Consider the following 23,586-nt stretch of genomic DNA (forward strand, 5'->3'; position numbering starts at 1 on the left):
TCCGCCGCGGTTGCCCGCTTGAATGATGATTGAGTTCTCCGGCCATGAATATCGATTCAATCATCCATTCCTACGGCTCTTCTTATTTTTTTTCGAGATTCTTTTTGCAATTTTGTCAGCGCCAATCAATTTCTCGTTACCCAGCTTTTCGATAAATCCTGCTTTATCAAGCGGCGAAACCAGAATCGCTTTATCCTCACCGTAGGTGATTTCCAAGCGGTCAAACGACAAGGCCGGGCTCGTTATGGCGCTTTGTGTTTCTTGAATGGATATTATCGATTGGATCGGAATGACCCAAGAGAACGGGCCACTGATTATTTTGAGATTTTCCTCATCGGTAATGTACCGGGTCGATACCAGTATCCATAACGGAAAACCGACACCGGCAACAATGATGATCGCAGCCATCACATAATTGGAAGTCCCGCCTATCTTCAGCATGACCGACATCCCCATCAGACAAGCAATCATTGAAAGTATGAAACAACCCAATAGCCACTTGTCGATTTTAGAGTTAAAAACATGCATGATTAATGGTTATGGAATTCCAAAATTATGTCAACTAAGTTGATATCATTCACTAAGTACGATTCACACAAGAGAAATTTCCGATCATCAGCGCTTCGAAATGCAGTCACAAAACTACTTTCGACTGCATTTGGATAACTGACAACCGTCTACTCCTGATCATTGATCTGGACACACACACGGAAACGAATTAATAGATTAACCGCAACTTACCAAAAAACCAAGCATTCGATAACACCGCGCGCATACAAAAAAAGACCGTTTTCACGTATAATTCGGTCTTCAATAGCCAGGGCTTTTTAGCGATTGATCCTGGGCCTTTTTTTCAAATCATGTCAGTTTCCAAGGAGTTTTTGTGTCACAACGACCGCACGCCATCCTCGCTCTTGCCGATGGAACAATTTTTCGTGGCGTGTCTATTGGGGTTGAAGGCATCAATACCGGTGAAGTGGCATTCAATACGGCAATGACCGGCTATCAGGAGATCTTAACCGATCCTTCTTATTGCCAGCAGATCATCACCCTGACCTATCCGCATATCGGCAACACCGGCACCAATTGGGAAGATTACGAGTCCGGTAATATTAACAAAGTATACGCGGCGGGCCTGGTAATTCGCGATTTGCCGCTCGTCGCAAGCAATTTCCGGAAAACCCACACATTATCGGAATTTCTTGTGCAACAAAATGTGGTTGCGATCGCGGAAATTGACACGCGGAAATTGACACGTATTTTGCGGGAAAAAGGCGCGCAATCCGGCTGCATCATGGCTGGATCGATTGACGAAGAACGTGCGCTCCAAGCCGCGAGAGCATTTTCCGGGTTAGCCGGAATGGATCTTGCCAAAGTGGTCAGTTGCCGCCAGGCCTATACTTGGAATGAGGGTGAATGGTCGCTCGAATCCGGCTTCCGGCCACAGGAGAATGCTAGATTTCATGTTGCCGCCTATGATTTCGGCATTAAGCACACCATTTTGCGAAAATTGGCGCAACGCGGCTGCAAAGTAACGGTTTTGCCAGCGCAAACATCCGCTGAAGAAATTCTTAAACTTCAACCTGATGGTGTTTTTCTTTCGAATGGCCCTGGCGATCCGGAACCTTGCGATTACGCCATCTCCGCAACACAAACCTTGTTGCAGAAAAATATTCCGATTTTTGGGATTTGCCTTGGTCATCAATTGCTTGGCCTTGCCAGCGGCGCACGCACCATCAAGATGAAATTCGGACATCACGGCGCCAATCATCCGGTTCAGGACGTCGCCACCGGAAAAGTGATCATCACTAGCCAGAATCACGGCTTCGCCGTCGATGCGAGTACCTTGCCTGCCAATGTCCGCATTACCCATGTGTCGCTTTTTGATCGCAGCCTGCAAGGATTCGAACTGACCGACAAGCCGGCTTTTTGCTTTCAAGGGCATCCGGAAGCCAGTCCGGGTCCGCATGAAGCCGATTATTTGTTCGATAAATTCATCGCCATGATGCAACAATACCAAAATAATCTTCACAACCGCCTTTAACAACATCCACTATTTAGTATGCCTAAACGTACCGACATTCAATCCATACTCATCATCGGTGCCGGTCCTATCATTATTGGCCAAGCATGCGAATTCGATTATTCCGGTGTGCAAGCCTGTAAAGCGCTGCGTGAAGAAGGCTATCGCATCATTCTGGTGAATTCGAACCCTGCGACCATCATGACCGACCCGGAAATGGCGGATGCGACCTATATCGAACCGATCACCTGGACAATGCTGGAAAAAATCATTGCGATCGAACGTCCGCAAGCGTTACTACCGACCATGGGCGGACAAACGGCATTGAACTGCGCATTGGATCTGGTCAAACATGGCGTGCTGGAAAAGTACGGTGTCGAACTCATCGGCGCCTCGCGCGAAGCCATCGACATGGCCGAAGACCGGGAAAAATTTAAACAGGCGATGACACGCATCGGTTTGAATTCCGCCCGATCCGCCGTGGCGCACAGCATGGAAGAAGCGCAGCAAGTACAAGCGATGCTGGGATACCCGGTGATTATCCGCCCTTCATTTACGATGGGCGGCAGCGGTGGCGGCATTGCATACAATCGTGAAGAATTTCTGGATATCTGCGAACGCGGCCTAAAAACTTCTCCGACCAAAGAATTGCTGATCGAAGAATCCGTGATTGGTTGGAAAGAATTTGAAATGGAAGTCGTACGGGACAAAAATGACAATTGCATCATTATCTGTTCCATCGAGAATCTTGATCCAATGGGTGTTCATACCGGCGATTCGATCACCGTCGCACCGGCGCAAACGTTAACAGACAAAGAATATCAATTGATGCGCAATGCTTCGATTGCGGTGCTGCGCGAAATCGGCGTGGAAACCGGCGGTTCCAATGTACAGTTTGCGATAAATCCGGAGAACGGCCGCATGTTGGTCATCGAAATGAACCCGCGAGTATCGCGCTCTTCCGCGCTGGCATCGAAAGCGACCGGTTTCCCGATTGCCAAAATCGCCGCTAAGCTCGCCGTCGGCTACACGCTGAACGAGCTGGGCAATGACATTACCGGCGGCGTCACCCCAGCTTCGTTCGAACCAACCATTGATTATGTCGTCACCAAAGTGCCGCGCTTCGCGTTTGAAAAATTCCCGCAAACCAACGATCGTTTGACTACACAAATGAAGTCAGTCGGGGAAGTCATGGCGATTGGCCGGACTTTTCAAGAGTCGCTGCAGAAAGCCTTGCGCGGGCTGGAAACCGGAGTCGACGGTCTGGACGAAAAAACCGATAATCTGGAAACGATACGTTCCGAACTGGCCAACCCCGGACCCGATAGGATCTGGTATATCGCCGATGCGTTCCGTTGCCAATTGTCACTGGATGAAATCCATCAGTTGACGCATATTGATCCCTGGTTTTTGGCGCAAATCGAAAACCTGGTCCAGCAAGAGCAAGCATTGACTATTACCCAGCTGCAGCACCTGGATCGGCAAAACTTGTGCAAACTCAAACGCAGCGGCTTCTCCGATCGTCGTCTGGCAAAATTGTTGAAAACCGACCAAACGGCTGTTCGCACATTCCGCCATCAACACAATTTGCACCCGGTTTATAAACGCGTCGACACTTGCGCGGCTGAATTTGCGACCAGCACCGCCTATATGTATTCCACCTACGAAGACGAGTGCGAATCCAATCCGACCAACAATAAGAAAATCATGGTATTGGGTGGCGGCCCTAATCGCATCGGGCAAGGCATCGAATTTGACTATTGTTGTGTCCATGCGGCGCTGGCGTTACGCGAAGACGGTTTTGAAACCATCATGGTTAATTGCAACCCGGAGACGGTTTCAACCGATTACGATACCTCGGATCGCTTGTACTTTGAGCCGTTGACGCTTGAGGATGTACTCGAAATCGTCGCTGTTGAAAAACCCGATGGAGTTATCGTGCAGTATGGCGGTCAGACCCCTTTAAAACTAGCGCGAGACTTGGAAGCTAACGGTGTCAAGATTATTGGTACCAGCCCGGATATGATTGATTGCGCCGAAGACCGCGAACGCTTCCAGAAAATGTTGCAGCAGCTAGGGCTGCGGCAACCGCCGAACCGCACTGCGCGCAATCCGGAAGAAGCATTGATTGCTGCCGAGGAAATCGGCTACCCGCTGGTAGTCCGCCCCAGCTATGTTCTGGGCGGAAGAGCCATGGAAATTGTCCATGAGAAAGCGGATCTGGAGCGGTATATGCGTGAAGCGGTAAAAGTTTCCAACGATTCGCCGGTATTGCTGGATCATTTCCTGACGAATGCTACGGAAGTGGATGTCGATGCCATCTATGATGGTAAAACCGTGCTCATCGGCGGAATCATGGAGCATATCGAACAAGCCGGCGTACACTCCGGTGATTCCGCTTGTTCATTGCCAACCTTCAATCTGTCTGCCGGAATGCTGGATGAGCTGCGCCGCGAAACGGCTGAAATGGCGCGTGCATTGAATGTACTGGGATTAATGAATGTGCAATTTGCCATCCAGGATGATACGGTTTATGTGCTCGAGGTAAACCCCAGAGCATCGCGCACGGTCCCCTTTATCTCCAAGGCAACCGGTTTGCAGCTTGCCAAAATCGCAGCGCGTTGCATGGTCGGCAAATCACTGACCAGCCAAGGAGTGACCAAGGAAATCATTCCTCAATATTTCTCGGTTAAAGAGGCTGTTTTTCCTTTTATCAAACTCCCCGGCGTTGATACGATCCTGGGTCCGGAAATGAAGTCAACCGGAGAAGTAATGGGCATGGGAGCAACTTTTGCGGAAGCATTCGTCAAATCCCAGCTCGCTACCGATGTACGTCTGCCGACCTCTGGAAAGATTTTTATCAGTGTGCGGCAATCCGACAAGCAACACGCCATCGAAATTGCAAGAAGCCTTGCGGAACTCGGTTTCACCCTTTATGCTACGCGAGGTACTGCCGCAGTGATCACAGAAGCTGGAATCAGCGTCAATGTCATCAATAAAGTTGCAGAAGGCCGACCACACATTGTTGACATGATAAAAAACGGCGAAATCAACCTGATTATCAATACTGTGAAAAATCAGCGCAGCGCCATACGGGATTCTTATTCAATCCGCCATGCTGCGCTTCAAGCGAAAGTGACCTACTACACAACGCTAGCCGGTGCGCGCGCTGCTTGCGTAGGTATTACCGACAAGCGTGAATTGCAGACCTATAATCTGCAAAAATTGCATGTCCAGCTTAAATCATCAGGGCAAATGTGATCAGCTTCAGTACAGATTAATCAACAGGATGAACATAAAAGGCACGAAATTACGATGAGTACTATCCCATTAACGGTCGCAGGCGCGGAAGCATTGCGCAAGGAACTGCATGAGATGAAAACGATACATCGTCCTGCAGTCATTGCTGCAATCGCTGAAGCGCGCTCACATGGTGATCTTTCGGAAAATGCCGAATACGATGCTGCCAAGGAAAAACAGAGTTTTATTGAAGGACGCATCGCTGAACTGGAAAGCAAACTCTCCAGTGCTCAAATCATCAATCCGGCACTTATCAATGCAGACGGTGCTTGTGTTTTCGGTGCTACCGTCGAATTGGAAGATTTGCAAAACGGTGAAATTGTCACTTATCAAATCGTCGGAGACGACGAAGCGGATATCAAGTTCGGGAAAATTTCTATCAGTTCACCCATTTCACGGGCTTTAATCGGAAAATATGCTGGCGATATCGCAGAAGTACAAGCTCCAAGCGGTATCCGCGAATATGAAATACTCGATGTCAAGTACATCTGAGTCTCCAAAAATTTTTTAGGGAAGCGCTGATTAAATGACTGCACGAGCGAATGCATCGTTGCACGGCACTCGATCCCTCGTCTATCTGATTGATATGTCTCGGTTACTGCGTTCCGTGCGCCTCGTGCTTCATCTCGTTCGCCGAATGAACCAGCGCTTCCTTAGTTCTGAAAATCCCGCTTTCTGCGCACCGGCGCACGTTTTTTCTTGAAAGGCGCGCGTTCAGTTTTCTTTTCTGTTTCTTCCGGCTTGGGGCGATAAATAACCAGAGTCTTTCCCACGTGCTGCACTGGCGCAGCGTTTGTTAAAGCGCAAATCTCTTCGAGAACAGTATTTCTGGCTACGCGATCATCCATCTGAACCTTGATTTTTATTAACGCGTGGCTTGTTAATGCCCGCTCAATTTCTCCAATAACATTCGCGGATAACCCGGATTTTCCTATCATCACAACCGGATTCAGTGCATGGGCCTGTGCTTTTAGTGCCTGGCGATGGGTAACGGTAAGAGTTAGCATAAATCCTTTTAATTCATTAAACTTCTGGATCAGGGTCCAGTTCTATGATTTTTGCTGCAGAGGCTTGCTGCGCCGGTTCAAACCATGTTAGATGCTGATGCAATTTTACCACTTCTCCGACAATGATTAATGTCGGTGGCGTCAACTTGGTTGCCTCTGCCAGAGCCGGAAGGGTTCGCAGTGTGCCAGCGATAGTTTTCTGTTTCTGTGTGGTACCTTGCTGGATAATTGCAGCAGGTGTGGACTCGGGCAGACCGTGCATTATCAGTTGCTGGCAGAGCACTGGCAAACCCAGCATTCCCATATAAATCACAACGGTTTGATTGAGCCGCGCAAGCTGCTGCCAATCCAAGTCGATTGTACCGTCTTTAAGATGACCAGTAACAAAAATGCACGATTGCGCATAATCCCGATGCGTCAGCGGGATACCGGCGTATGCCGCAACCCCTGAGGCTGCCGTAATCCCAGGCACCACTTGGAAGGGGATATGATGTGACGCCAAGGTTTCGATCTCTTCGCCACCACGACCGAAAATAAATGGATCACCACCTTTCAAACGCAGTACCCGCTTACCTTCTTGAGCCAAACGAACCAGCAGTTGATTAATAGATTCCTGTTGGAGCGTATGCCGGTTCCGTTCCTTACCTGCATAAATACGCGCTGCGTCGCGACGCACCATATTGAGAATTTCTGGGGAAACCAGTCGATCATAAACCACTACATCCGCTTGTTGCATCAAGCGCATAGCACGGAATGTCAGCAAATCAGAATTACCCGGCCCTGCTCCGACCAAATAGACTTCACCCTGGGGCAAATTATCTTCTTCCTGATTCAGGGATTGCAACAAATATTCCTCCGCCGTTTTATCTTTCCCAGCCAGCACCAGTTCCGTCAATCGCCCTTGTAAAACCCTTTCCCAGAATTGACGGCGCTTACCCGGTTGCGTAATCTTCTGTTTAACATACTTACGAAATCTTCCCGCCATTGCAGCAAGCCGCCCATATGCAACCGGCACGACAGTTTCCAGTTGCGCACGTAACAGTCTTGCCAGCACAGGCGACTTTCCACCGCTAGATATAGCAATCAATAGCGGAGAACGATCTATAATCGATGGCATAATAACAGTGCATAACTCGGGGTTATCCACGACGTTGACCGGTATCCGAAGCTGTTGACAATCTTCTGATACCCTCCGGTTCAACGCTTGATCGTCGGTCGCTGCAATAACCAATACCTGACCGCATAGATATTCGGCTTGAAAGGGTTCCGCCCGATGGTCAATATCACCACGTGCCGCCAGCTCAATTAATGCGCTACTGATCGCAGGAGCTACCACGGACACCCGCGCCCCCGCCTGCAGCAACAACATCACCTTGCGCTCGGCAACATCACCGCCACCAACAACCAAGCAAGCTTTATTATTGATGTCATAAAAAATTGGCAGGAATTCCATTTATCGAAGTATATTCGCTCTGAAAGATATCTCTAAAAATAAAAAAGGGAAGTTCCGATCAATTCTAAGCCATCAGCGGCTTACGAGTCGATCAGAACTTCCCTGCGGTGTTTCTAATTTCACATACGCTTACAATGAGCAGTGAATTGCCGTGAGGCTAATTAAAATTATTCTACAGGCTTGATTCCAATTTCAGAATGTCTTCGAGCCGTATGTTGATTCCTGTTCCCTTGAACACGGTCCCCAATTTTTTCTTGTTCAAATGCTCGAGATTGAGGTTATACACTTCTTGGGAAAGCGGAAAATATTTCACTTCCGTAACCAACTCCGTCGCATTTTTCATATAGAAATTAACAAATTCATTGACTTCCGGTTTATCAGCCGATTTTGCATTGATGTAGATAAATATTGGGCGCGATAGCGGCTTATAGCTATTATCCTCTACCGTTGCAGACGAGGGTATTACACCGCCATTGCCGCTATCAACAGCAACCGCATGGATCTTGTTGCTATTCTCAATGTAGTACGCAAAGCCAAAAAATCCGAGCGCATAGATGTCGCTCGCAACGCCCTGAACCAGCACATTATCATCTTCTGAAGCGGTATAGTCGCCACGGCTTGATTTTGCTTTACCAACGATTGCTTCGGTAAAATATTCAAAGGTTCCGGAATCCGCGCCCGGTCCATAGAGTTTGATTCTTTTGTCAGGCCAAGCTGGATTGATCTGATTCCAGTTGGTTACTTTCCCTTGCGCAGCGGGTTCCCAGATTTTTTTCAATTCATCAACGGTAATGGTTTTACTCCAAGTATTCTGGGGATTTACAACGACTGTTAATGCATCGAAAGCAATGGGCATTTCGATAAATTGCACGCCTTCCTGTTTACAAGCTTCCATTTCAAGCTCGGTTATCGGACGGGAAGCATTTACAATATCGATTTCGTTACGGCAAAACTTCTTAAAACCACCGCCGGTTCCCGAAATACCGACAGTAACTCGAATCGAACCACGCTTAGAGATTTGGAAATCTTCCGCGACAGCTTCTGTTATCGGAAAAACAGTACTTGAGCCATCAATCTTCACAATCGGTGTAGCATTGATCTTGGTGGCGTAAGTAGCCGCCACTAACAGCACGACTGCGGAAAAAGTCCTAAGACTCAAAACATTAATCATTATTACTTGCTCCATAAAAAAGAATTGAACAATCTACCCAGACGATGCGCTATCGTATTTCAGAATTGTTACAATATTATGACATTCAATAGCTTTGTTATAATTTTGAACGATCAAGAATCTTGCAAGAAACGATTGCTCACATAAACCTGAACCAGGTTTAACATACACCATTCAAGGGATGCAGGCCGTTTCGATAACTCCCGCAATGCGTTCAGACCAATAATTGACTTTCTGCTTGGATTTTCCTTCAACCATCACGCGAATGAGCGGTTCTGTCCCCGAAGCACGGATTAATAAACGTCCTTCATCACCCAAGTCGGCTTCCGCTTCTTTTTTTACAGCGTTCACCACTTTATTGGCATTGAGATTGAACGATTTGTGAACTTTTACATTGATGAGGCGCTGTGGAAATAAAGTGACTCCGCGCATAAATTCGGCCAGAGTCTTGTGAGTATCGCGAAGCGCATAAAGCACTTGCAATGCCGAGATAATGCCATCCCCTGTCGTATGTTTATCCTTGCAAAGAATATGCCCCGAACTTTCTCCGCCCAGTTGCCATTTTTTTTCTTGCAGCAATTCATGAACATATCGATCGCCCACGTTTGCTCTAAGAAACGGTATGTGCAATTTCTTAAATTGATTTTCAATTGCCAAGTTGGTCATTAATGTACCCACCACCCCTCCGCAGAGCACATTCTTCTGCATCCGGTGCTTGGCGATGATATAAAGTAATTGATCACCATCATAGAGCCTGCCCAATTTATCCACCATCATGACACGGTCGCCATCACCATCCAGGGCAACACCGAGATCCGCACGATGCTGTATGACAGCTTTCTGCAGCGTTGCACAATGTGTAGCGCCACATTCGAGGTTAATATTCAGACCATTGGGTTGCACACCGATTGCAACGACATCGGCGCCAAGCTCGTGCATGACGTGTCCGGCAATATGATATGCAGCTCCATGCGCACAATCGACAACAATACGCAGTCCGCGCAGATCCAAATGATAGGGAAAAGTGCTCTTGCAAAATTCAATATAGCGTCCGGCCGCGTCATCGATTCTTTGTACTTTGCCCAGTTGAATCGAAGACTTGGTCTCAATCGGCGAGTTTAATTCAGCCTCTATTTTGTGTTCCATTTCATCCGGAAGCTTGCTGCCGGATGCTGAGAAAAACTTCACGCCATTATCTTCAAAGAGATTATGTGAAGCGGAGATGACGATGCCTGCCTGCAACCTTAACGCACGAATCAGGTAAGCAATGGCCGGAGTCGGCATTGGACCCGACAAAATAACATCCACTCCCGCGGCACATAGTCCGGCTTCCAGGGCGGATTCAAGCATATAACCGGACACTCTCGTATCTTTTCCGATCAGAACTGTCGGGCGCTTCCCCTCCATTAAATGCCAATCCGCCGCTGCTAAAACTTTCCCGGCTGAATAGCCTAGGTGAAGAATAAAATCGGGGGTAATGGGAAACTTACCTACTCGGCCTCGTATGCCGTCAGTTCCGAAATATTTCTTAGTCAATTTGATGAATATTTTTGCTAGTTGAAAAAAAATAGCTGTAGATGTTAATAGTTTGCGCCATTTTGCTGAATCATCGCACGATAGACTGCGAGTGCATCTTTACTTGCTTTAACATCATGCACACGCACAATTCTGGCACCTTTAATGACTGCAAGCAAGGCTGCGGCAACACTTTCGTGCAGCCGCTGATGCACTTCATTACCAGTGATCGCACCCAGCATGGATTTACGCGATAAACCTGCTAATACAGGAACTTCCAGCTCTGCAAATTTATCCAGTTGATTCAATAATGTCAGATTATGCTGGAGCGTCTTACCAAAACCGAACCCGGGATCGATCACCAAACGATCTTTCGAAATACCCCACTTCTCCGCAAGCTGGATACGTTGCTGCAAAAAAGTTTTTACTTCAGTCACAATATCCTGATATTGCGGATTGACCTGCATATTTTGCGGCGTACCTTGCATATGCATCAGACAAATCTTCACATGCGTATGTGAAGCTACAGCGTCCAGTGCATGCGGGTTACGAAGTGCATGCACATCATTTATCATCTGAGCACCTGCTGCGATCGCATGTTTCATCACTTCGGGTTTAGAAGTATCAACCGAAATTGGCACACCTGAATCAACAAGCGCTTCTACCACAGGTATTATGCGTTTTAATTCTTCATCAACAGAAACCTGCTGACTCCCTGGACGGGTGGATTCGCCGCCGATATCAAGAATATCTACACCTTCTGATATTAGCCGGTTGGCATGGGCTATGGCTTGCTGTGTAGAAAAAAAAAGTCCGCCATCCGAAAAGGAATCGGGCGTTATGTTGACAACCCCCATTATCAATGGTCGGTCTGTTGAACTAAGCTGATTGAGCAAAGACATCACGGCAGCAGGTTACAGAACAATTAAAAATAAAAACGGGATACGTTGTTACAATCGTATCCCGTGCCGAACAAGCTATCAACGGTTAATCAGCTTCTTTAACAACTTCATGCGGTGTTGCCGGTTCGTTGCTTTGTTGCCCTTCGCTTTCAGCTGCCGAAGTCTCACCATCCGTTGTTGAAGACATGGATTGAGGCGGTTTCGGCGGACGCGGAGTGCGACCATCCATAATATCCTTGATCTGATCGCTATCGATGGTTTCCCATTCCAACAGAGCCTTGGCCATCACTTCGATTTTGTCTCTATTTTCCTCGATCAGCTTTCGTGCCAATGCATATTGTTCATCAATGATACGACGAACTTCCGCATCGACTTTCTGCATCGTTGATTCGCTGACGTTCTTATGCGTGGTCACTGAACGACCCAAGAAAACCTCGCCTTCATTCTCACCATAAACCATTGGCCCCAGTGCATCCGACATACCCCAACGAGTAACCATTTGCCGGGCCATATCAGTTGCGCGTTCAAAATCATTCGATGCGCCCGTGGTCATCTGATGCATGAACACCTCTTCGGCAATGCGACCAGCAAGCATCATCGAGATCATTTGTAAAATTTGTTCACGCTCCATCCCGAAGCGATCTTCCTTAGGAAGGGTAAACGTGATCCCCAGAGCGCGACCACGAGGAATAATGGTAACTTTATGCACCGGATCGTTTTTAGGCAGCAGATAACCGACCACTGCATGCCCGGACTCATGATAGGCAGTATTTCTACGTTCATGCTCAGGCATTACCGCAGAGCGGCGCTCGGCCCCCAGGAAAATTTTATCTTTCGCACGCTCAAAATCTTCCATGTCGACCAGACGCTTGTTACTTCTCGCAGCAAACAGCGCCGCTTCATTAACCAGATTGGCTAAATCCGCACCAGACATGCCAGGTGTGCCGCGCGCCAAGACTTCCGCTTTCACATCCGGTGCAAGCGGTACCTTGCGCATATGAACTTGTAAAATTTGCTCACGGCCCCGGATATCAGGGAGCGGAACTGTCACTTGCCGGTCAAAACGGCCGGGGCGCAACAATGCCGGATCCAATACGTCCGGACGATTGGTTGCCGCAATCACAATAACACCCATCGCGCCTTCGAAACCATCCATTTCAACCAGTAATTGGTTAAGTGTTTGCTCGCGTTCGTCATTTCCACCACCTAAACCGGCACCTCGTTGACGACCGACTGCATCAATTTCATCGATAAAAATGATGCAAGGTGCGTGCTTTTTCGCTTGCTCAAACATATCACGCACGCGCGATGCACCAACACCAACAAACATTTCAACAAAATCGGATCCTGAGATACTGAAGAATGGCACACCTGCTTCACCGGCAATTGCTCTTGCAAGCAGGGTTTTACCGGTACCAGGACTACCCACCATCAATACGCCGCGAGGAATACGTCCACCGAGTTTTTGGAACTTAGTGGGATCACGCAAAAATTCCACCAGTTCAGCGACTTCTTCCTTGGCTTCCTCACAACCGGCAACATCATTGAAAGTAATAGTATTCGCCGATTTGTCAAGCATACGAGCCTTGCTTTTCCCAAATGAGAATGCACCACCGTTCCGACCGCCACCTTGCATTTGGCGCATGAAAAAGATCCACACAGCGATCAGCAACAGCATTGGAAACCATGAAATGAAAATGCTCATCAACATGGATGGCTCTTCTTCAGGTTTAGCTTCAACAATTACACCCGCCTTAAGTAAATCACTCACCATCCAGGGATCGGAAGGCGCATAAGTCGTGAAACGCCTGCCGTCCGACTTTGTGCCTCTTAAAGTGCGGCCTTCAATAACAACTTTTGCAATTCTTCCTTGGTTCAATTCAGAAATGAACTGAGAATATTCCATTGGTACTTGCGCCGGCTGACGAACGCTGAATTGATTAAATACAGTCATCAACACCAGTGCAATTACCAGCCATATGGCCATATTTTTAATTAGATTATTCAAGATAGCTCCTTGGTTTGCACCTAAAAATCATTGATTGGTCATTCTAACTCTATTCAAAATAATATAACAGAAAACTTATTAAGTCCGACAAATCCATTTCCACGTAATGATACTACTACTTAATGTTGCTGTTATCTCTGGGGAGATCCACTCATTTTATGCTGACAATTAATTCTACCGCTTCCCTGCACCAAGCAAATACAATTCATTACTTCGATCACGAGAGGCTTTCGGTTTGCGTATCATCACACTTTTAAATCCCATCCGCATTTCACGAAGAAATTGATCAAAATCCCTGCCCTGAAAAACTTTGACTAAGAAATTTCCGCTATAGTTCAGTTGCTCCAGAGCAAAGGCCAAAGCCAACTCTGCCAGATACATACTTCGCGCCTGATCGCTAACGATGATGCCACTCATATTAGGCGCCATGTCAGAAATGATCAGATCCGGTTGATGTCCGTCAAGCCGTTTCCTCAACTCACTTAACGGAATCTCTTCCGTAAAATCGCCTTGAATAAACTCCACACCGGGTAGTGGCGGCATTTCAAGAATATCCAACGCTATCACTTTGCCTTTAGAGCCTACCCTCTGACTGGCAACCTGGGACCAGCTACCTGGCGCAGCGCCTAAATCAACCACAATCATTCCGGATTTCAGAATATGATCTCGCTCGATAATCTCCAATAATTTGTATGCCGCACGCGACCGATAACCCTCTTTTCTTGCTTGCTTGACAAAAAAATCACTGACATGCTCTTTCATCCAGGCTTTGCTGGTTTTAGTACGCTTCATCCGGAAAAACTAATTTACCTGGGTTCAAGATTGAGAAATCTGTTGGATACCTTTGTCGCCCGTTTTAATCTAACAGCATTACCCTGAAAATAAAAAAGCACTTTGTTAAGAACACAAGTGCTTTTTTGGTGGGTCTGGTTGGACTCGAACCAACGACCAAGGGATTATGAGTCCCCTGCTCTAACCGACTGAGCTACAGACCCTGCTTACATCTTAATTATTACCGGTATCCAGAAAACTGCGTAACCGTTCCGAGCGGGCCGGGTGACGCAATTTGCGTAATGCTTTTGCTTCGATCTGACGGATACGCTCACGCGTGACATCAAACTGTTTACCGACTTCTTCCAACGTATGATCGGTATTCATTTCAATACCGAAACGCATGCGCAGCACCTTGGCTTCACGCGGTGTCAATGAATCCAGAATATCCTTGGTGACCCCACGCAGGCTTGCATATACAGCAGCATCAGCCGGTGCCATCGTTGCAGCATCTTCAATAAAATCACCCAAGTGTGAATCTTCATCGTCACCGATCGGTGTTTCCATCGAAATGGGTTCTTTCGAGATTTTAAGAATTTTCCGGATCTTTTCTTCCGGCATTTCCATTTTCTGCGCCAATACTGCGGGTTCCGGCTCTTGCCCAGTTTCCTGCAAAATCTGACGTGAAATACGATTCATTTTGTTGATAGTTTCAATCATATGAACCGGTATCCGGATCGTCCGCGCTTGATCGGCAATCGAGCGAGTAATCGCTTGGCGTATCCACCATGTCGCATATGTTGAAAATTTGTAACCACGGCGGTATTCGAATTTATCAACCGCTTTCATCAGACCAATATTGCCTTCTTGAATGAGATCCAAGAATTGCAAACCACGGTTGGTATATTTTTTAGCAATCGAGATAACCAAACGCAAATTCGCTTCCGTCATTTCGCGCTTGGCTCGGCGTGCTTTGGCTTCGCCGGTCGACATTTTGCGGTTGATTTCCTTAAGATCCTTAATCGGAATACCAATTTTGTCTTTCAATGCCAGCAAATTTTGCTGCTCTTCAAGAATCGCCGGTTTATAGTGCTCGAGTGACTGACTATAAGGCTTCCCAGCATTGATTTCCTGAACTATCCAATCAAGATTGGTTTCATTTCCAGGGAAAGTTTTGATGAAATGGTTTCGTGGCATCTTCGCTTTGGATACGCACAAATCCATAATTTTGCGCTCGTAGTTCCGCACATCGCTAACCAACTCGCGTTGTGTATCACATAGCTTTTCAACCATTTTTGCTGAAAAGCGGATGCCCATCAATTCGGATGAAATTTTTTCCTGCAAGTCCAGATACGCTTGCTGATAAGAACCTTCCTTATCAAGTAATACCTGCATCTCATGGTAGATATCGCGAATAACTGCAAATCGTTCCAATGCATCCGCTTTTAACTTTAACAGATCAGCGCTGGCAATTGCAGAGCCATCGCCTTCCTCATCTTCATCTTCGTCACCGAGATCGTTTGAAGCTAGTTCTTGATCGAGTGACTCTTCGGAAAATTCTTCATTTATGATTTCTTGGGCATTTGCGTCCAGCAGACCATCGACTACCTCATCAATGCGGATAACATCTTTCTCGACTTCCGTTGCCAGATCAACAATCTTCCCAATAATAGGAGGGCAAGCTGAAATTGCTTGAATCATGTGGCGTAAACCGCCTTCAATGCGTTTTGCAATTTCGATCTCGCTCTCACGGGTCAGCAGGCCAACCGAACCCATTTCACGCATATACATGCGAACCGGATCAGTTGTACGGCCAAACTCGGAATCAACAGTGGAAAGCGCCGCTTCGGCCTCCTCTGCGACATCTTCATCGGCAACAGTCGTTGCCGCATCCGACATCAATAATGTTTCGGCATCCGGCGCTTCATCATGCACCGATATACCCATATCATTGATCATGCTGATGATGCCTTCAATTTGCTCAGCATCGAGCATATCATCAGGCAAATGATCATTTATTTCTGCGTAAGTCAGATAGCCGCGTTCTTTACCCAAGCCTATCAGCATTTTCAGACGCATACGGCGTGCTTCGATATCCTGCGGTTGAGGATTACCGCTCTCGATAGCAGAAACAGCCCCCATTTCGTCTAATTGATCGATCGCAGCACTTACTTTATTTTTCTTGGGCGTTCTTCCTCTGGTTTTCTTACCATCATTTGATTCCGCATTAAAATCGGACATCGTTGTTTGAGAAACACGATCTCCTTCTAGCTCTGCGCTATCGGAAATAGCCATGTCAGCAGCAACAGTGCCGCTGGCAACTTTTTCCAAGGATTGCTTGCTTGCTATTGCTTTTGTTTTTTTCTCAGATTTCGTCGCTAATTTCTCGGACTCTTCCTTACCTATTGTTTCTTTCTCAGGTTTTTTTTCTTTCTTGGTTGCTAAATTCTTAACAGCTTCTTTATTTTTTGACTCGACCGCTTTTTTTGGCATATTGGATTTCCAATACAATAATTTATTAAATAAGACGCTTAAAGTCTGGAATTGTATCAAAATTCGACACTACATAACACTATGTAACTTCTATTGGCTCTTAACCAATTGTTGCAATTCTTTTTTTTCTTCGTCGCTCAACATATGCAGCGACTTGCTCTGCAATTCGGTAATACGTTCCTTATACTGCATCAGTCGCAATTTTTTCAGAATATCCGAAAATTCGGATTCGACACCGGTTGAATGATTCCATTCCAAGGTTTCGCACTCGATATTTTCCAGTAGTGTCCTAAAGGGACTATCTTGAAAATAGCCGACTATTGAAAATACCGAATCTTTCTCAGTTAAATGCGGATGTGCGTCGAAAAAATCAAATAATGCTTCCAACGCAGCAATCTCTTCATTTTTTGCATTTGATTTGACCAATAATTCCCGATCAAGTTTAGTGACAAAACTCGGATCATCCAATAATATCCGGATCAAGCGCCGGTACAATGTAACCGTCTGCCTTTTCACATTATTTCCAATCTTTTTGACTCCAGAAACACGCTTGATCTGCAGTAAAGAGTCTAATTCCTTGTCAGCGATATCACTCAATTCCGCCAGACGCCTTTTCAGAATTAATGACAGTGCCGGTGCCGAAATTCGCTGCAAAAGTGGTTTTGCATCCTTAACCAGTTTCGCACGGCCTTCGCTGGTTTGCAGTTTTAGTCCGGAACATAATTCTTTGAAAAAAAACTCTGATAACGGGACTGCTTGCGTGATTTGCTTCTCGAAAGACTCTTTCCCATTTTGGTTCACGTAACTATCGGGATCCGCGCCTTCCGGCAAAAATAGAAATCCCAGGTATTTTCCATCTGTCAGCAACTCCAAACTGTTTTCCAGTGCTCGCCATGCTGCTTTTCTACCCGCCTTATCACCATCAAAACAAAAAATAATGTTGTCCGTTTGACGTAGCAGCCTTTGGACATGAATACCGGTAGTGGCCGTTCCCAAGGTAGCCACTACATTGTCGATGCCATGTTGCGAAAGCGCGATCACATCCATGTACCCTTCCACAACAATTACGCAATTTGCTTCGCGGATAGCGCGACGTGCTGAAAATAAGTTATAGAGTTCCTGTCCCTTTGCAAACAGGGCCGTTTCCGGAGAGTTCAAATATTTAGGTTCTCCCTGCGCGATGACTCTTCCGCCAAACCCAATGATTCGTCCTTTCTGGTTAAGAATCGGAAACATAATCCGATCTCTGAAACGGTCGTATTGTTTGGCATCATCGTTAATAACGATCAAGCCGGCGTGCGCCAGTACCTTTTTAGTATTTTCAGAGGCGTAGTCAGGAAAAACAGCTTCAAGATTCTGCCAAGCCGAAGGTGCGTAACCAATCGCAAAGCGCGCTGCAGTTTTTCCCGATATACCGCGTTTTTTGAGATAAGCAATTGCCTGTTCGGACAATTTAAGCTGCTCACGATAATAATGGGTCGCAACTTGCATTGCATGCATCAACGCTTCTGCAGATATTTCGTCATTTCCATAATCTTGATTAAAGTCAGGATTCTGCGAGGAATCAATTGATGAATGGTTTTTTGATGCGAGATTGCCCGGTAGCACAGGCACTTCCATTCCGGCGTAACCTGCTAAACTCTGTACTGCCTCCACAAAACTCAATCCGTTGTATTCCATTAGAAAACTGATTACATTGCCATGCGCACCACAACCGAAGCAATGATAAAACTGCTTGGTTTGACTGACGGTAAAAGAAGGGGTTTTCTCGTTATGAAATGGACAGCATGCAACAAAATTAGCACCTGCTTTTTTCAGAGGAACATGACGATCAATCGTATCAACAATATCAACCCGATTGAGCAAATCATGAATAAAAGACTGTGGAATCATTTACTAGAAGCCATTAAAACTCTCAGCGCCTAGTATAAATAAATCAGGGGAACTGCGTTTGCTTAATAATTATAAAATGGTTATACGAATTTGGATTTAATAAGCATTGATACTTTCGCCATATCCGCCCGCCCGGTGAGTTTCGGTTTTAAGATAGCCATGACTCTACCCATATCCTGCATCCCCGAAGCGCCCGTTTCTGCAATTGCCGCAATCACCAGATTATCAATTTCCGAATCAGTGAATGGCTGAGGCATATACGCACTTAAAAAAGCAACTTCGGCTTTCTCGATTTCTGCCAAATCCGAGCGTTTGGCTGATTCATACTGTTCAATCGAATCTTTCCGTTGCTTTAGCATTTTCTCGATTACAGTAATCACTGCTCCATCATCCAAGGTAATGCGTTCATCAACTTCACGTTGCTTAATTGCTGCTTGCAGTAAACGAATCGTATCCCGCTGCTTCGTATTGCCTGTTCGCATCGCCGCTTTCAAATCATCGGCAATTCTTTCCTTCAAACTCATATCTTGTTTTAATGTAAGCAGGTTACTACTGAATCATTGGTTAGCATAACAACAGAACAGCACAACCCCTTATGAGTATGCTTTGTTTGGCAGTTTTTATTCTGTTCTTGCTTATATAACTTAATAAAGTTTAGGTGGTAGCAATTGACTACGCAGGCGCTTATAGTTTCTTTTAACAGCCGCTGCCAGTTTTCTTTTACGTTCCGCAGTCGGTTTTTCATAAAACTCACGTGCTCGCAATTCTGTCAAAATCCCTGTTTTCTCTATAGAGCGTTTAAAACGACGCATAGCTACTTCGAATGGCTCATTTTCCTTAACTTTAATCGTTGTCATAAATAGGCACTACCCTCACATTGCAGATTAATTGATATTTAACTTCACACACTCGTTGTGGCTGTCAGATGCTAAGCACAACAAAAGTCGGCAAGTATAACACTGTGAATTTGGTTATAAAAGACTTATTTTCACCACCAGGATGGCAACGACAAAATAATGCAACAAAGTATCTTATGTACGAAAAAGATAAGAAGAACTAATCAGTTAAATCCTTGGATAAGCGCCAGCTTTCGTATCAATTGTGGCAGAGAATTCTGTAATGATATTGTGTTGCAAATTTTTCTGAATTAAGGGAATAAACGCCCTAAGAAGGATTATATCTCTTGATAAGCGTAAACAAACTGGTGGCGAATCAGGGATTTGAACCCCGGACCAACGGATTATGATTCCGCTGCTCTAACCACTGAGCTAATTCGCCACATGCAAAACACAAGCCGGGCATTTTGCCTCTGGGATAATGTCTTGTCAAGACTGAGAAACTGGTCAAGCTGTGGCGCTACCGGGACTCCATCGAACCCAAATCACACCAAACAGCCATAAAATCTCAACTCAACATACACTCACTCGCTACTGAACATTGCAGCTTTCTTTGTGTAGTTCAGAAATTTTTTCATCGATTTAAAAGTGGCAATCTAGAGGACCGTTGATTAATTCGATGGGCGAGATGACGCACGATTCGCACGAAACGCAGCAACCGAGACACATCAACAAGATAAGCGAGAGAACGAATAACGCGCAACCATGTGATACGCTCACTCATATAGTCAATTAATCGGAGCTACCTAGCAAAGTTATTGTTTGTTTTAAACCTTCAACCGCAAAGCGGTTGTATAATCCGACTCATGAAATTCGATCTGATAATCATTGGCGGCGGGCTTGTTGGAGCCGGATTGGCGGCAGCATTAAAAGATTGCAACCTCAAAATTGCTGTTATTGAACCGCACCCTGCCACGGCGATACCTCGGGATGAAAGCTGGGATAGCCGGGTTTACGCAATCAGTCCGGGCAGTGCAGCTTTTTTGCGCTCATTGGGTGCTTGGTCGCTTATAGAAAACGATCGTATTGCACCCGTCCATGAAATGTCAGTTTTCGGAGACGATAGCACGGCGTGCATTAATTTCAGCGCCTATGAGATCGGCATTCCGGAATTGGCTTTCATTGTTGAAAACCGCCAACTGCAAACAGCAGTATGGGAAGTGCTTCAATCTGCTAACGACAATATTCAAATCTTTTGCCCTGCAAAATGTACCGCGATCAAATGGCTGGAATCGCATGTCGAAGTTCAGCTGGAAGATGGCAAACTGCTGGAAGCGGCACTGTTGGTAGGAGCCGACGGGGTAAATTCATGGGTGCGCCGGCAAGCTGAAATTGATGTAAAGAAACATACCTATCATCAAATCGGCGTGGTTGCCAATTTCAGCACCGAACAAGCACATCGTCAAATCGCACACCAATGGTTTCGCCGGGATGGAATACTCGCCTTGCTGCCGCTTCCCGACAAGCGGGTATCAATGGTTTGGTCAACCGGCGAAGATCATGCCGATTTTCTGATGCATTTATCAGCGGAAGAACTGTGCCGGCGTGTAGAAGAAGCATCCTCGCACATACTGGGAAAGCTGCAACTGATTACACCCCCAGTCGGATTTCCATTAAATTTTGTGCACGTGGAGAAATTGACCAAACCTCGGTTGGTATTGATTGGCGATGCTGCTCATGGCATCCATCCATTAGCCGGGCAAGGTGTTAATTTGGGCTTGCGTGACACACGGGAACTGGCCACACTACTCAAAGCACATAGCCATAACGATTGCGGGAATTTGATGCTATTAAGACGTTACGAACTGGCGCGAAAAGAAGATATTCTGGCATTGGAATTAGTAACCGATGGTTTACAAAAGCTGTTCAACAATGCCAACCCGACCATAGCGCGCCTGCGCAATCTTGGACTCGAGATCACCGACCGGCTTCCACTGATTAAAAATCGACTGATGCAACACGCCCTGAACTAATCATTATTTTATAACTGGAGTTATTATGGCAACGCGCTTGAGGCTTTTCATTTCTTTACTGATTTTAGGTGCTTTTTCGACAATTGCTTGTGCCGATGAAGAAGCTTTGAGAAAAGCGATTGAACCGCATTTTGCCGGTCAAAAAATAGACAGCATCAAGAAAACTCCTTTCATGGGCTTATACGAAGTCGTGGTAGGCGATGAAGTTTTCTATACCGACGATAAAGCCGACTACTTTTTCTTTGGTCACGTCATTGACACTAAAACCCGAGTCAGCATGACGAATGAGCGCATCCAGGAAATCAAAGCCGCTCGACGCGTTCCATTCGACAGCTTACCGCTGCAATACGCGATCAAAGCAGTCAAAGGCGACGGCAGCCGGAAATTAGCAGTCTATACCGACCCCAACTGCCCTTATTGCAAGCAATTGGAAAAAGAATTATTGAACATTACCAATGTAACCGTCTATAACTTGCTATACCCGGTGCTGCGAGGTTCGATGGAGTTGTCAGCGAAAATCTGGTGTTCCAGTAATCAACTCAAAGCGTGGGAAGATTTCATGTTAAAAAGCGTCGCGCCATCGTCGAAAGATTGTGAAACACCACTTGAGACCCTGGTCCAGTCAGGTCGAGAAAATAAAGTATCCGGCACACCGACCCTTATTTTTGCAGATGGCTCGATTGTCGGCGGTATGATCCCGGCAGCGGCGATTGAAGAAAAATTGAATAGCGCTGCTAAGAACAAATAATTATACAAACAGAAACTTAAAGGCTTATCGATTATTCCGGCAAGCCTTTTTATTGCCGTGACATTAGGGGAAACTGATAGTCACGCGGCAGCAACACCCACATTTTTCCCGGTTGCTTCATTTTGCCTGCCTGATTGCCGGCTTCATGCCCGAAACCCCAAAAGAAATCCGCACGTACGCCGCCCTTGATCGCACCCCCCACGTCCTGAGCAACCATGAGCCGGTTCAACGGCTTGTTAGTATTTGGCCAGGTCGTCGACAAAAATACCGGCGCCCCTTGCGGAATGGATTGCGGATCAATCGCGATACTGCGGCCAGCAGTCAAAGGCACACCCAGTGCGCCAATCGGCCCCGACAAATCGGATGGCAGCTCACGGAAAAATACATAACGCGCATTTTGCTGTAACAGCTCCGGCAGTTTTTTCGGATTTTGCTGCCCCCACTGTTTAATACCTTGCATGGAGGCTTTCTCGAGCGGCAATTCACCACGTTCCACCAACAGCTTGCCGATTGAATTGTAAGGATAGCCATTTTGATCGGCAAAGCCGACTTTCATGACTTCGCCATTATCGAATACGATTCGGCCCGAGCCTTGCACATGCAGAAAAAATAACTCAACCTCGTCTTCGACCCATAACAATTCGTAACCATCCAGCAGCTTCGGGTTATTCATGATGTCGGCGCGGGAATAAAAAGGAACTACCTTGCGTCCATCCAAACGGCCACGCAAGCGTAAATCCTTCAACTCCGGATAGGCGGCACCCAAGTCGATCGTCAGCAGATCATCGGGCGCGGCATAAATAGGGAAGCGATAACGGTTGGAAGGTTTGCGGCTGCCTTTGAGCAAGGGTTCGTAATATCCGGTTACCAATCCCTCTTGAGTGTTATCGGTATTGATAATTTGATAAGGCGTAAAATGGGTTTCAAAAAATTTCCTCACCACCGCGTTATCGGGTTGCTTAAGCAACGATGCCTGCTGGCATGACGCTTTCCATGCCGGTTGCTTACTCAAAGCCAGGCAGCTTTTCTGAAAGGCTTGCCAAGCCGGCAACAGATCGTCTTCCTGCCAGCCGCTTAGCGCGGACCAAGCCACTTTCTTTTGAATGGATTTGGTAAACGGCTTATCCGGAGGCAGCGCGGGTGTCACCACTTCCGCCGGTTTACTGGGCGCTACCACAGGACTCACGGACTCAGTCGCACAACCGGCCAACAACGAACACAGCAAAATAACAAAACTTAATTGGTTTTTCATCGGTTTTTGGTTAAAGTAGAAATCTCTTAAATTTTGATAACAAAGTTAAAAAATGTGGTTACTCATCGTTGAAGCGGCAGTTGCATTGGGTCTTTTTCTTTTCATTATCTGGTGGACCATGTTCTCCGGCAAAAAAAAGAAAAAGGATGATGACCGCAACGTATAAATAACAGCGCTCAAA

General features: G+C 46.4%; 18 protein-coding genes and 2 tRNA genes. 5 read left to right on the forward strand and 15 right to left on the reverse strand.

All coding sequences use genetic code 11. The features are described 5' to 3' along the window. Nucleotides 1-60: 60 nt before the first annotated feature. Complete coding sequence (locus tag ACV7NC_RS07990; protein ID WP_458151998.1) at nucleotides 61-528, reverse strand: PH domain-containing protein; 468 nt, start codon at nucleotides 526-528, stop codon at nucleotides 61-63. Nucleotides 529-883: 355 nt separating this feature from the next. Here ACV7NC_RS07990 and carA point away from each other — a divergent pair, with 355 nt between their 5' ends. From carA to greA, 3 genes are read left to right on the forward strand one after another with little or no spacing between them, the layout of a single operon-like run. Continuing rightward, nucleotides 884-2,044 (forward strand): glutamine-hydrolyzing carbamoyl-phosphate synthase small subunit, encoded by a 1,161-nt coding sequence (carA, locus tag ACV7NC_RS07995; RefSeq protein WP_458151999.1) that lies wholly within the window; start codon nucleotides 884-886, stop codon nucleotides 2,042-2,044. An 18-nt stretch (nucleotides 2,045-2,062) separates the two neighbouring features. Beyond that, nucleotides 2,063-5,284, forward strand: coding sequence for a carbamoyl-phosphate synthase large subunit (gene carB / locus ACV7NC_RS08000; protein WP_458152000.1), 3,222 nt, complete (start codon nucleotides 2,063-2,065; stop codon nucleotides 5,282-5,284). A gap of 54 nt (nucleotides 5,285-5,338) precedes the next feature. Beyond that, nucleotides 5,339-5,815 carry a transcription elongation factor GreA gene (greA, locus tag ACV7NC_RS08005; protein ID WP_458152001.1) on the forward strand — a complete coding sequence of 159 codons (477 nt, stop codon included), beginning with the start codon at nucleotides 5,339-5,341 and terminating at the stop codon, nucleotides 5,813-5,815. 161 nt (nucleotides 5,816-5,976) lie between these two features. Here greA and yhbY read toward each other — a convergent pair whose 3' ends face one another. The 13 genes from yhbY to ACV7NC_RS08070 form a co-directional block, all read right to left on the reverse strand. Further along, nucleotides 5,977-6,330, reverse strand: a complete 354-nt coding sequence (gene yhbY / locus ACV7NC_RS08010) for a ribosome assembly RNA-binding protein YhbY (protein WP_458152002.1) — start codon at nucleotides 6,328-6,330, stop codon at nucleotides 5,977-5,979. A 16-nt stretch (nucleotides 6,331-6,346) separates the two neighbouring features. Continuing rightward, nucleotides 6,347-7,783: a siroheme synthase CysG gene (cysG, locus tag ACV7NC_RS08015; protein ID WP_458152003.1), complete on the reverse strand. Its 1,437-nt coding sequence runs from the start codon at nucleotides 7,781-7,783 to the stop codon at nucleotides 6,347-6,349. A 172-nt stretch (nucleotides 7,784-7,955) separates the two neighbouring features. Continuing rightward, the gene (locus ACV7NC_RS08020; RefSeq protein WP_458152004.1) at nucleotides 7,956-8,954 is read right to left on the reverse strand and encodes a PstS family phosphate ABC transporter substrate-binding protein; all 999 of its coding nucleotides are present in this window, start codon (nucleotides 8,952-8,954) and stop codon (nucleotides 7,956-7,958) included. Between the two features lie 174 nt (nucleotides 8,955-9,128). Then, nucleotides 9,129-10,490 (reverse strand): phosphoglucosamine mutase, encoded by a 1,362-nt coding sequence (gene glmM / locus ACV7NC_RS08025; protein WP_458152005.1) that lies wholly within the window; start codon nucleotides 10,488-10,490, stop codon nucleotides 9,129-9,131. 44 nt (nucleotides 10,491-10,534) lie between these two features. After that, nucleotides 10,535-11,371 (reverse strand): dihydropteroate synthase, encoded by an 837-nt coding sequence (folP, locus tag ACV7NC_RS08030; protein WP_458152006.1) that lies wholly within the window; start codon nucleotides 11,369-11,371, stop codon nucleotides 10,535-10,537. Nucleotides 11,372-11,456: 85 nt separating this feature from the next. Then, complete coding sequence (gene ftsH / locus ACV7NC_RS08035; RefSeq protein WP_458152007.1) at nucleotides 11,457-13,379, reverse strand: ATP-dependent zinc metalloprotease FtsH; 1,923 nt, start codon at nucleotides 13,377-13,379, stop codon at nucleotides 11,457-11,459. A gap of 174 nt (nucleotides 13,380-13,553) precedes the next feature. Further along, complete coding sequence (locus tag ACV7NC_RS08040) at nucleotides 13,554-14,171, reverse strand: RlmE family RNA methyltransferase (protein ID WP_458152008.1); 618 nt, start codon at nucleotides 14,169-14,171, stop codon at nucleotides 13,554-13,556. A 126-nt stretch (nucleotides 14,172-14,297) separates the two neighbouring features. Beyond that, a tRNA-Ile gene (locus tag ACV7NC_RS08045) sits at nucleotides 14,298-14,374 on the reverse strand. A 10-nt stretch (nucleotides 14,375-14,384) separates the two neighbouring features. Beyond that, on the reverse strand, nucleotides 14,385-16,391 hold the full coding sequence (gene rpoD, locus ACV7NC_RS08050) for an RNA polymerase sigma factor RpoD (protein WP_458154877.1): 2,007 nt from the start codon (nucleotides 16,389-16,391) through the stop codon (nucleotides 14,385-14,387). Between the two features lie 342 nt (nucleotides 16,392-16,733). Continuing rightward, nucleotides 16,734-18,536 carry a DNA primase gene (dnaG, locus tag ACV7NC_RS08055; protein ID WP_458152009.1) on the reverse strand — a complete coding sequence of 601 codons (1,803 nt, stop codon included), beginning with the start codon at nucleotides 18,534-18,536 and terminating at the stop codon, nucleotides 16,734-16,736. Nucleotides 18,537-18,616: 80 nt separating this feature from the next. Then, entirely contained in the window at nucleotides 18,617-19,060 is a 444-nt protein-coding gene (locus ACV7NC_RS08060; protein WP_458152010.1) for a GatB/YqeY domain-containing protein, read from the reverse strand. A 120-nt stretch (nucleotides 19,061-19,180) separates the two neighbouring features. Then, nucleotides 19,181-19,393, reverse strand: coding sequence for a 30S ribosomal protein S21 (gene rpsU / locus ACV7NC_RS08065; RefSeq protein WP_013648785.1), 213 nt, complete (start codon nucleotides 19,391-19,393; stop codon nucleotides 19,181-19,183). 345 nt (nucleotides 19,394-19,738) lie between these two features. Then, nucleotides 19,739-19,814: transfer RNA gene (locus ACV7NC_RS08070), tRNA-Met, on the reverse strand. Between the two features lie 424 nt (nucleotides 19,815-20,238). Between ACV7NC_RS08070 and ACV7NC_RS08075 the strand changes: the two genes are divergently transcribed. Next, a complete protein-coding gene (locus tag ACV7NC_RS08075; RefSeq protein ID WP_458152011.1) occupies nucleotides 20,239-21,405 on the forward strand; it encodes a UbiH/UbiF family hydroxylase in 1,167 nt (388 codons plus the stop codon). 25 nt (nucleotides 21,406-21,430) lie between these two features. Beyond that, nucleotides 21,431-22,153, forward strand: a complete 723-nt coding sequence (locus tag ACV7NC_RS08080; RefSeq protein ID WP_458152012.1) for a DsbC family protein — start codon at nucleotides 21,431-21,433, stop codon at nucleotides 22,151-22,153. Nucleotides 22,154-22,202: 49 nt separating this feature from the next. Here ACV7NC_RS08080 and mltA read toward each other — a convergent pair whose 3' ends face one another. Beyond that, a complete protein-coding gene (gene mltA, locus ACV7NC_RS08085) occupies nucleotides 22,203-23,405 on the reverse strand; it encodes a murein transglycosylase A (protein WP_458152013.1) in 1,203 nt (400 codons plus the stop codon). Between the last annotated feature and the right edge of the window lie 181 nt (nucleotides 23,406-23,586).

It is taken from the genome of Nitrosomonas limosa (assembly GCF_054188085.1).

What these genes read in the sequence shown, in the direction of transcription:
- ACV7NC_RS07990 (WP_458151998.1), bottom strand. Translation starts at nt 528, where the DNA reads ATGCATGTTTTTAACTCTAAAATCGACAAGTGGCTATTGGGTTGTTTC.
- carB (WP_458152000.1), top strand. Translation starts at nt 2,063, where the DNA reads ATGCCTAAACGTACCGACATTCAATCCATACTCATCATCGGTGCCGGT.
- greA (WP_458152001.1), top strand. Translation starts at nt 5,339, where the DNA reads ATGAGTACTATCCCATTAACGGTCGCAGGCGCGGAAGCATTGCGCAAG.
- yhbY (WP_458152002.1), bottom strand. Translation starts at nt 6,330, where the DNA reads ATGCTAACTCTTACCGTTACCCATCGCCAGGCACTAAAAGCACAGGCC.
- cysG (WP_458152003.1), bottom strand. Translation starts at nt 7,783, where the DNA reads ATGGAATTCCTGCCAATTTTTTATGACATCAATAATAAAGCTTGCTTG.
- ACV7NC_RS08020 (WP_458152004.1), bottom strand. Translation starts at nt 8,954, where the DNA reads ATGATTAATGTTTTGAGTCTTAGGACTTTTTCCGCAGTCGTGCTGTTA.
- folP (WP_458152006.1), bottom strand. Translation starts at nt 11,371, where the DNA reads ATGTCTTTGCTCAATCAGCTTAGTTCAACAGACCGACCATTGATAATG.
- ACV7NC_RS08040 (WP_458152008.1), bottom strand. Translation starts at nt 14,171, where the DNA reads ATGAAGCGTACTAAAACCAGCAAAGCCTGGATGAAAGAGCATGTCAGT.
- rpoD (WP_458154877.1), bottom strand. Translation starts at nt 16,391, where the DNA reads ATGTCCGATTTTAATGCGGAATCAAATGATGGTAAGAAAACCAGAGGA.
- dnaG (WP_458152009.1), bottom strand. Translation starts at nt 18,536, where the DNA reads ATGATTCCACAGTCTTTTATTCATGATTTGCTCAATCGGGTTGATATT.
- ACV7NC_RS08060 (WP_458152010.1), bottom strand. Translation starts at nt 19,060, where the DNA reads ATGAGTTTGAAGGAAAGAATTGCCGATGATTTGAAAGCGGCGATGCGA.
- rpsU (WP_013648785.1), bottom strand. Translation starts at nt 19,393, where the DNA reads ATGACAACGATTAAAGTTAAGGAAAATGAGCCATTCGAAGTAGCTATG.
- ACV7NC_RS08075 (WP_458152011.1), top strand. Translation starts at nt 20,239, where the DNA reads ATGAAATTCGATCTGATAATCATTGGCGGCGGGCTTGTTGGAGCCGGA.
- ACV7NC_RS08080 (WP_458152012.1), top strand. Translation starts at nt 21,431, where the DNA reads ATGGCAACGCGCTTGAGGCTTTTCATTTCTTTACTGATTTTAGGTGCT.
- mltA (WP_458152013.1), bottom strand. Translation starts at nt 23,405, where the DNA reads ATGAAAAACCAATTAAGTTTTGTTATTTTGCTGTGTTCGTTGTTGGCC.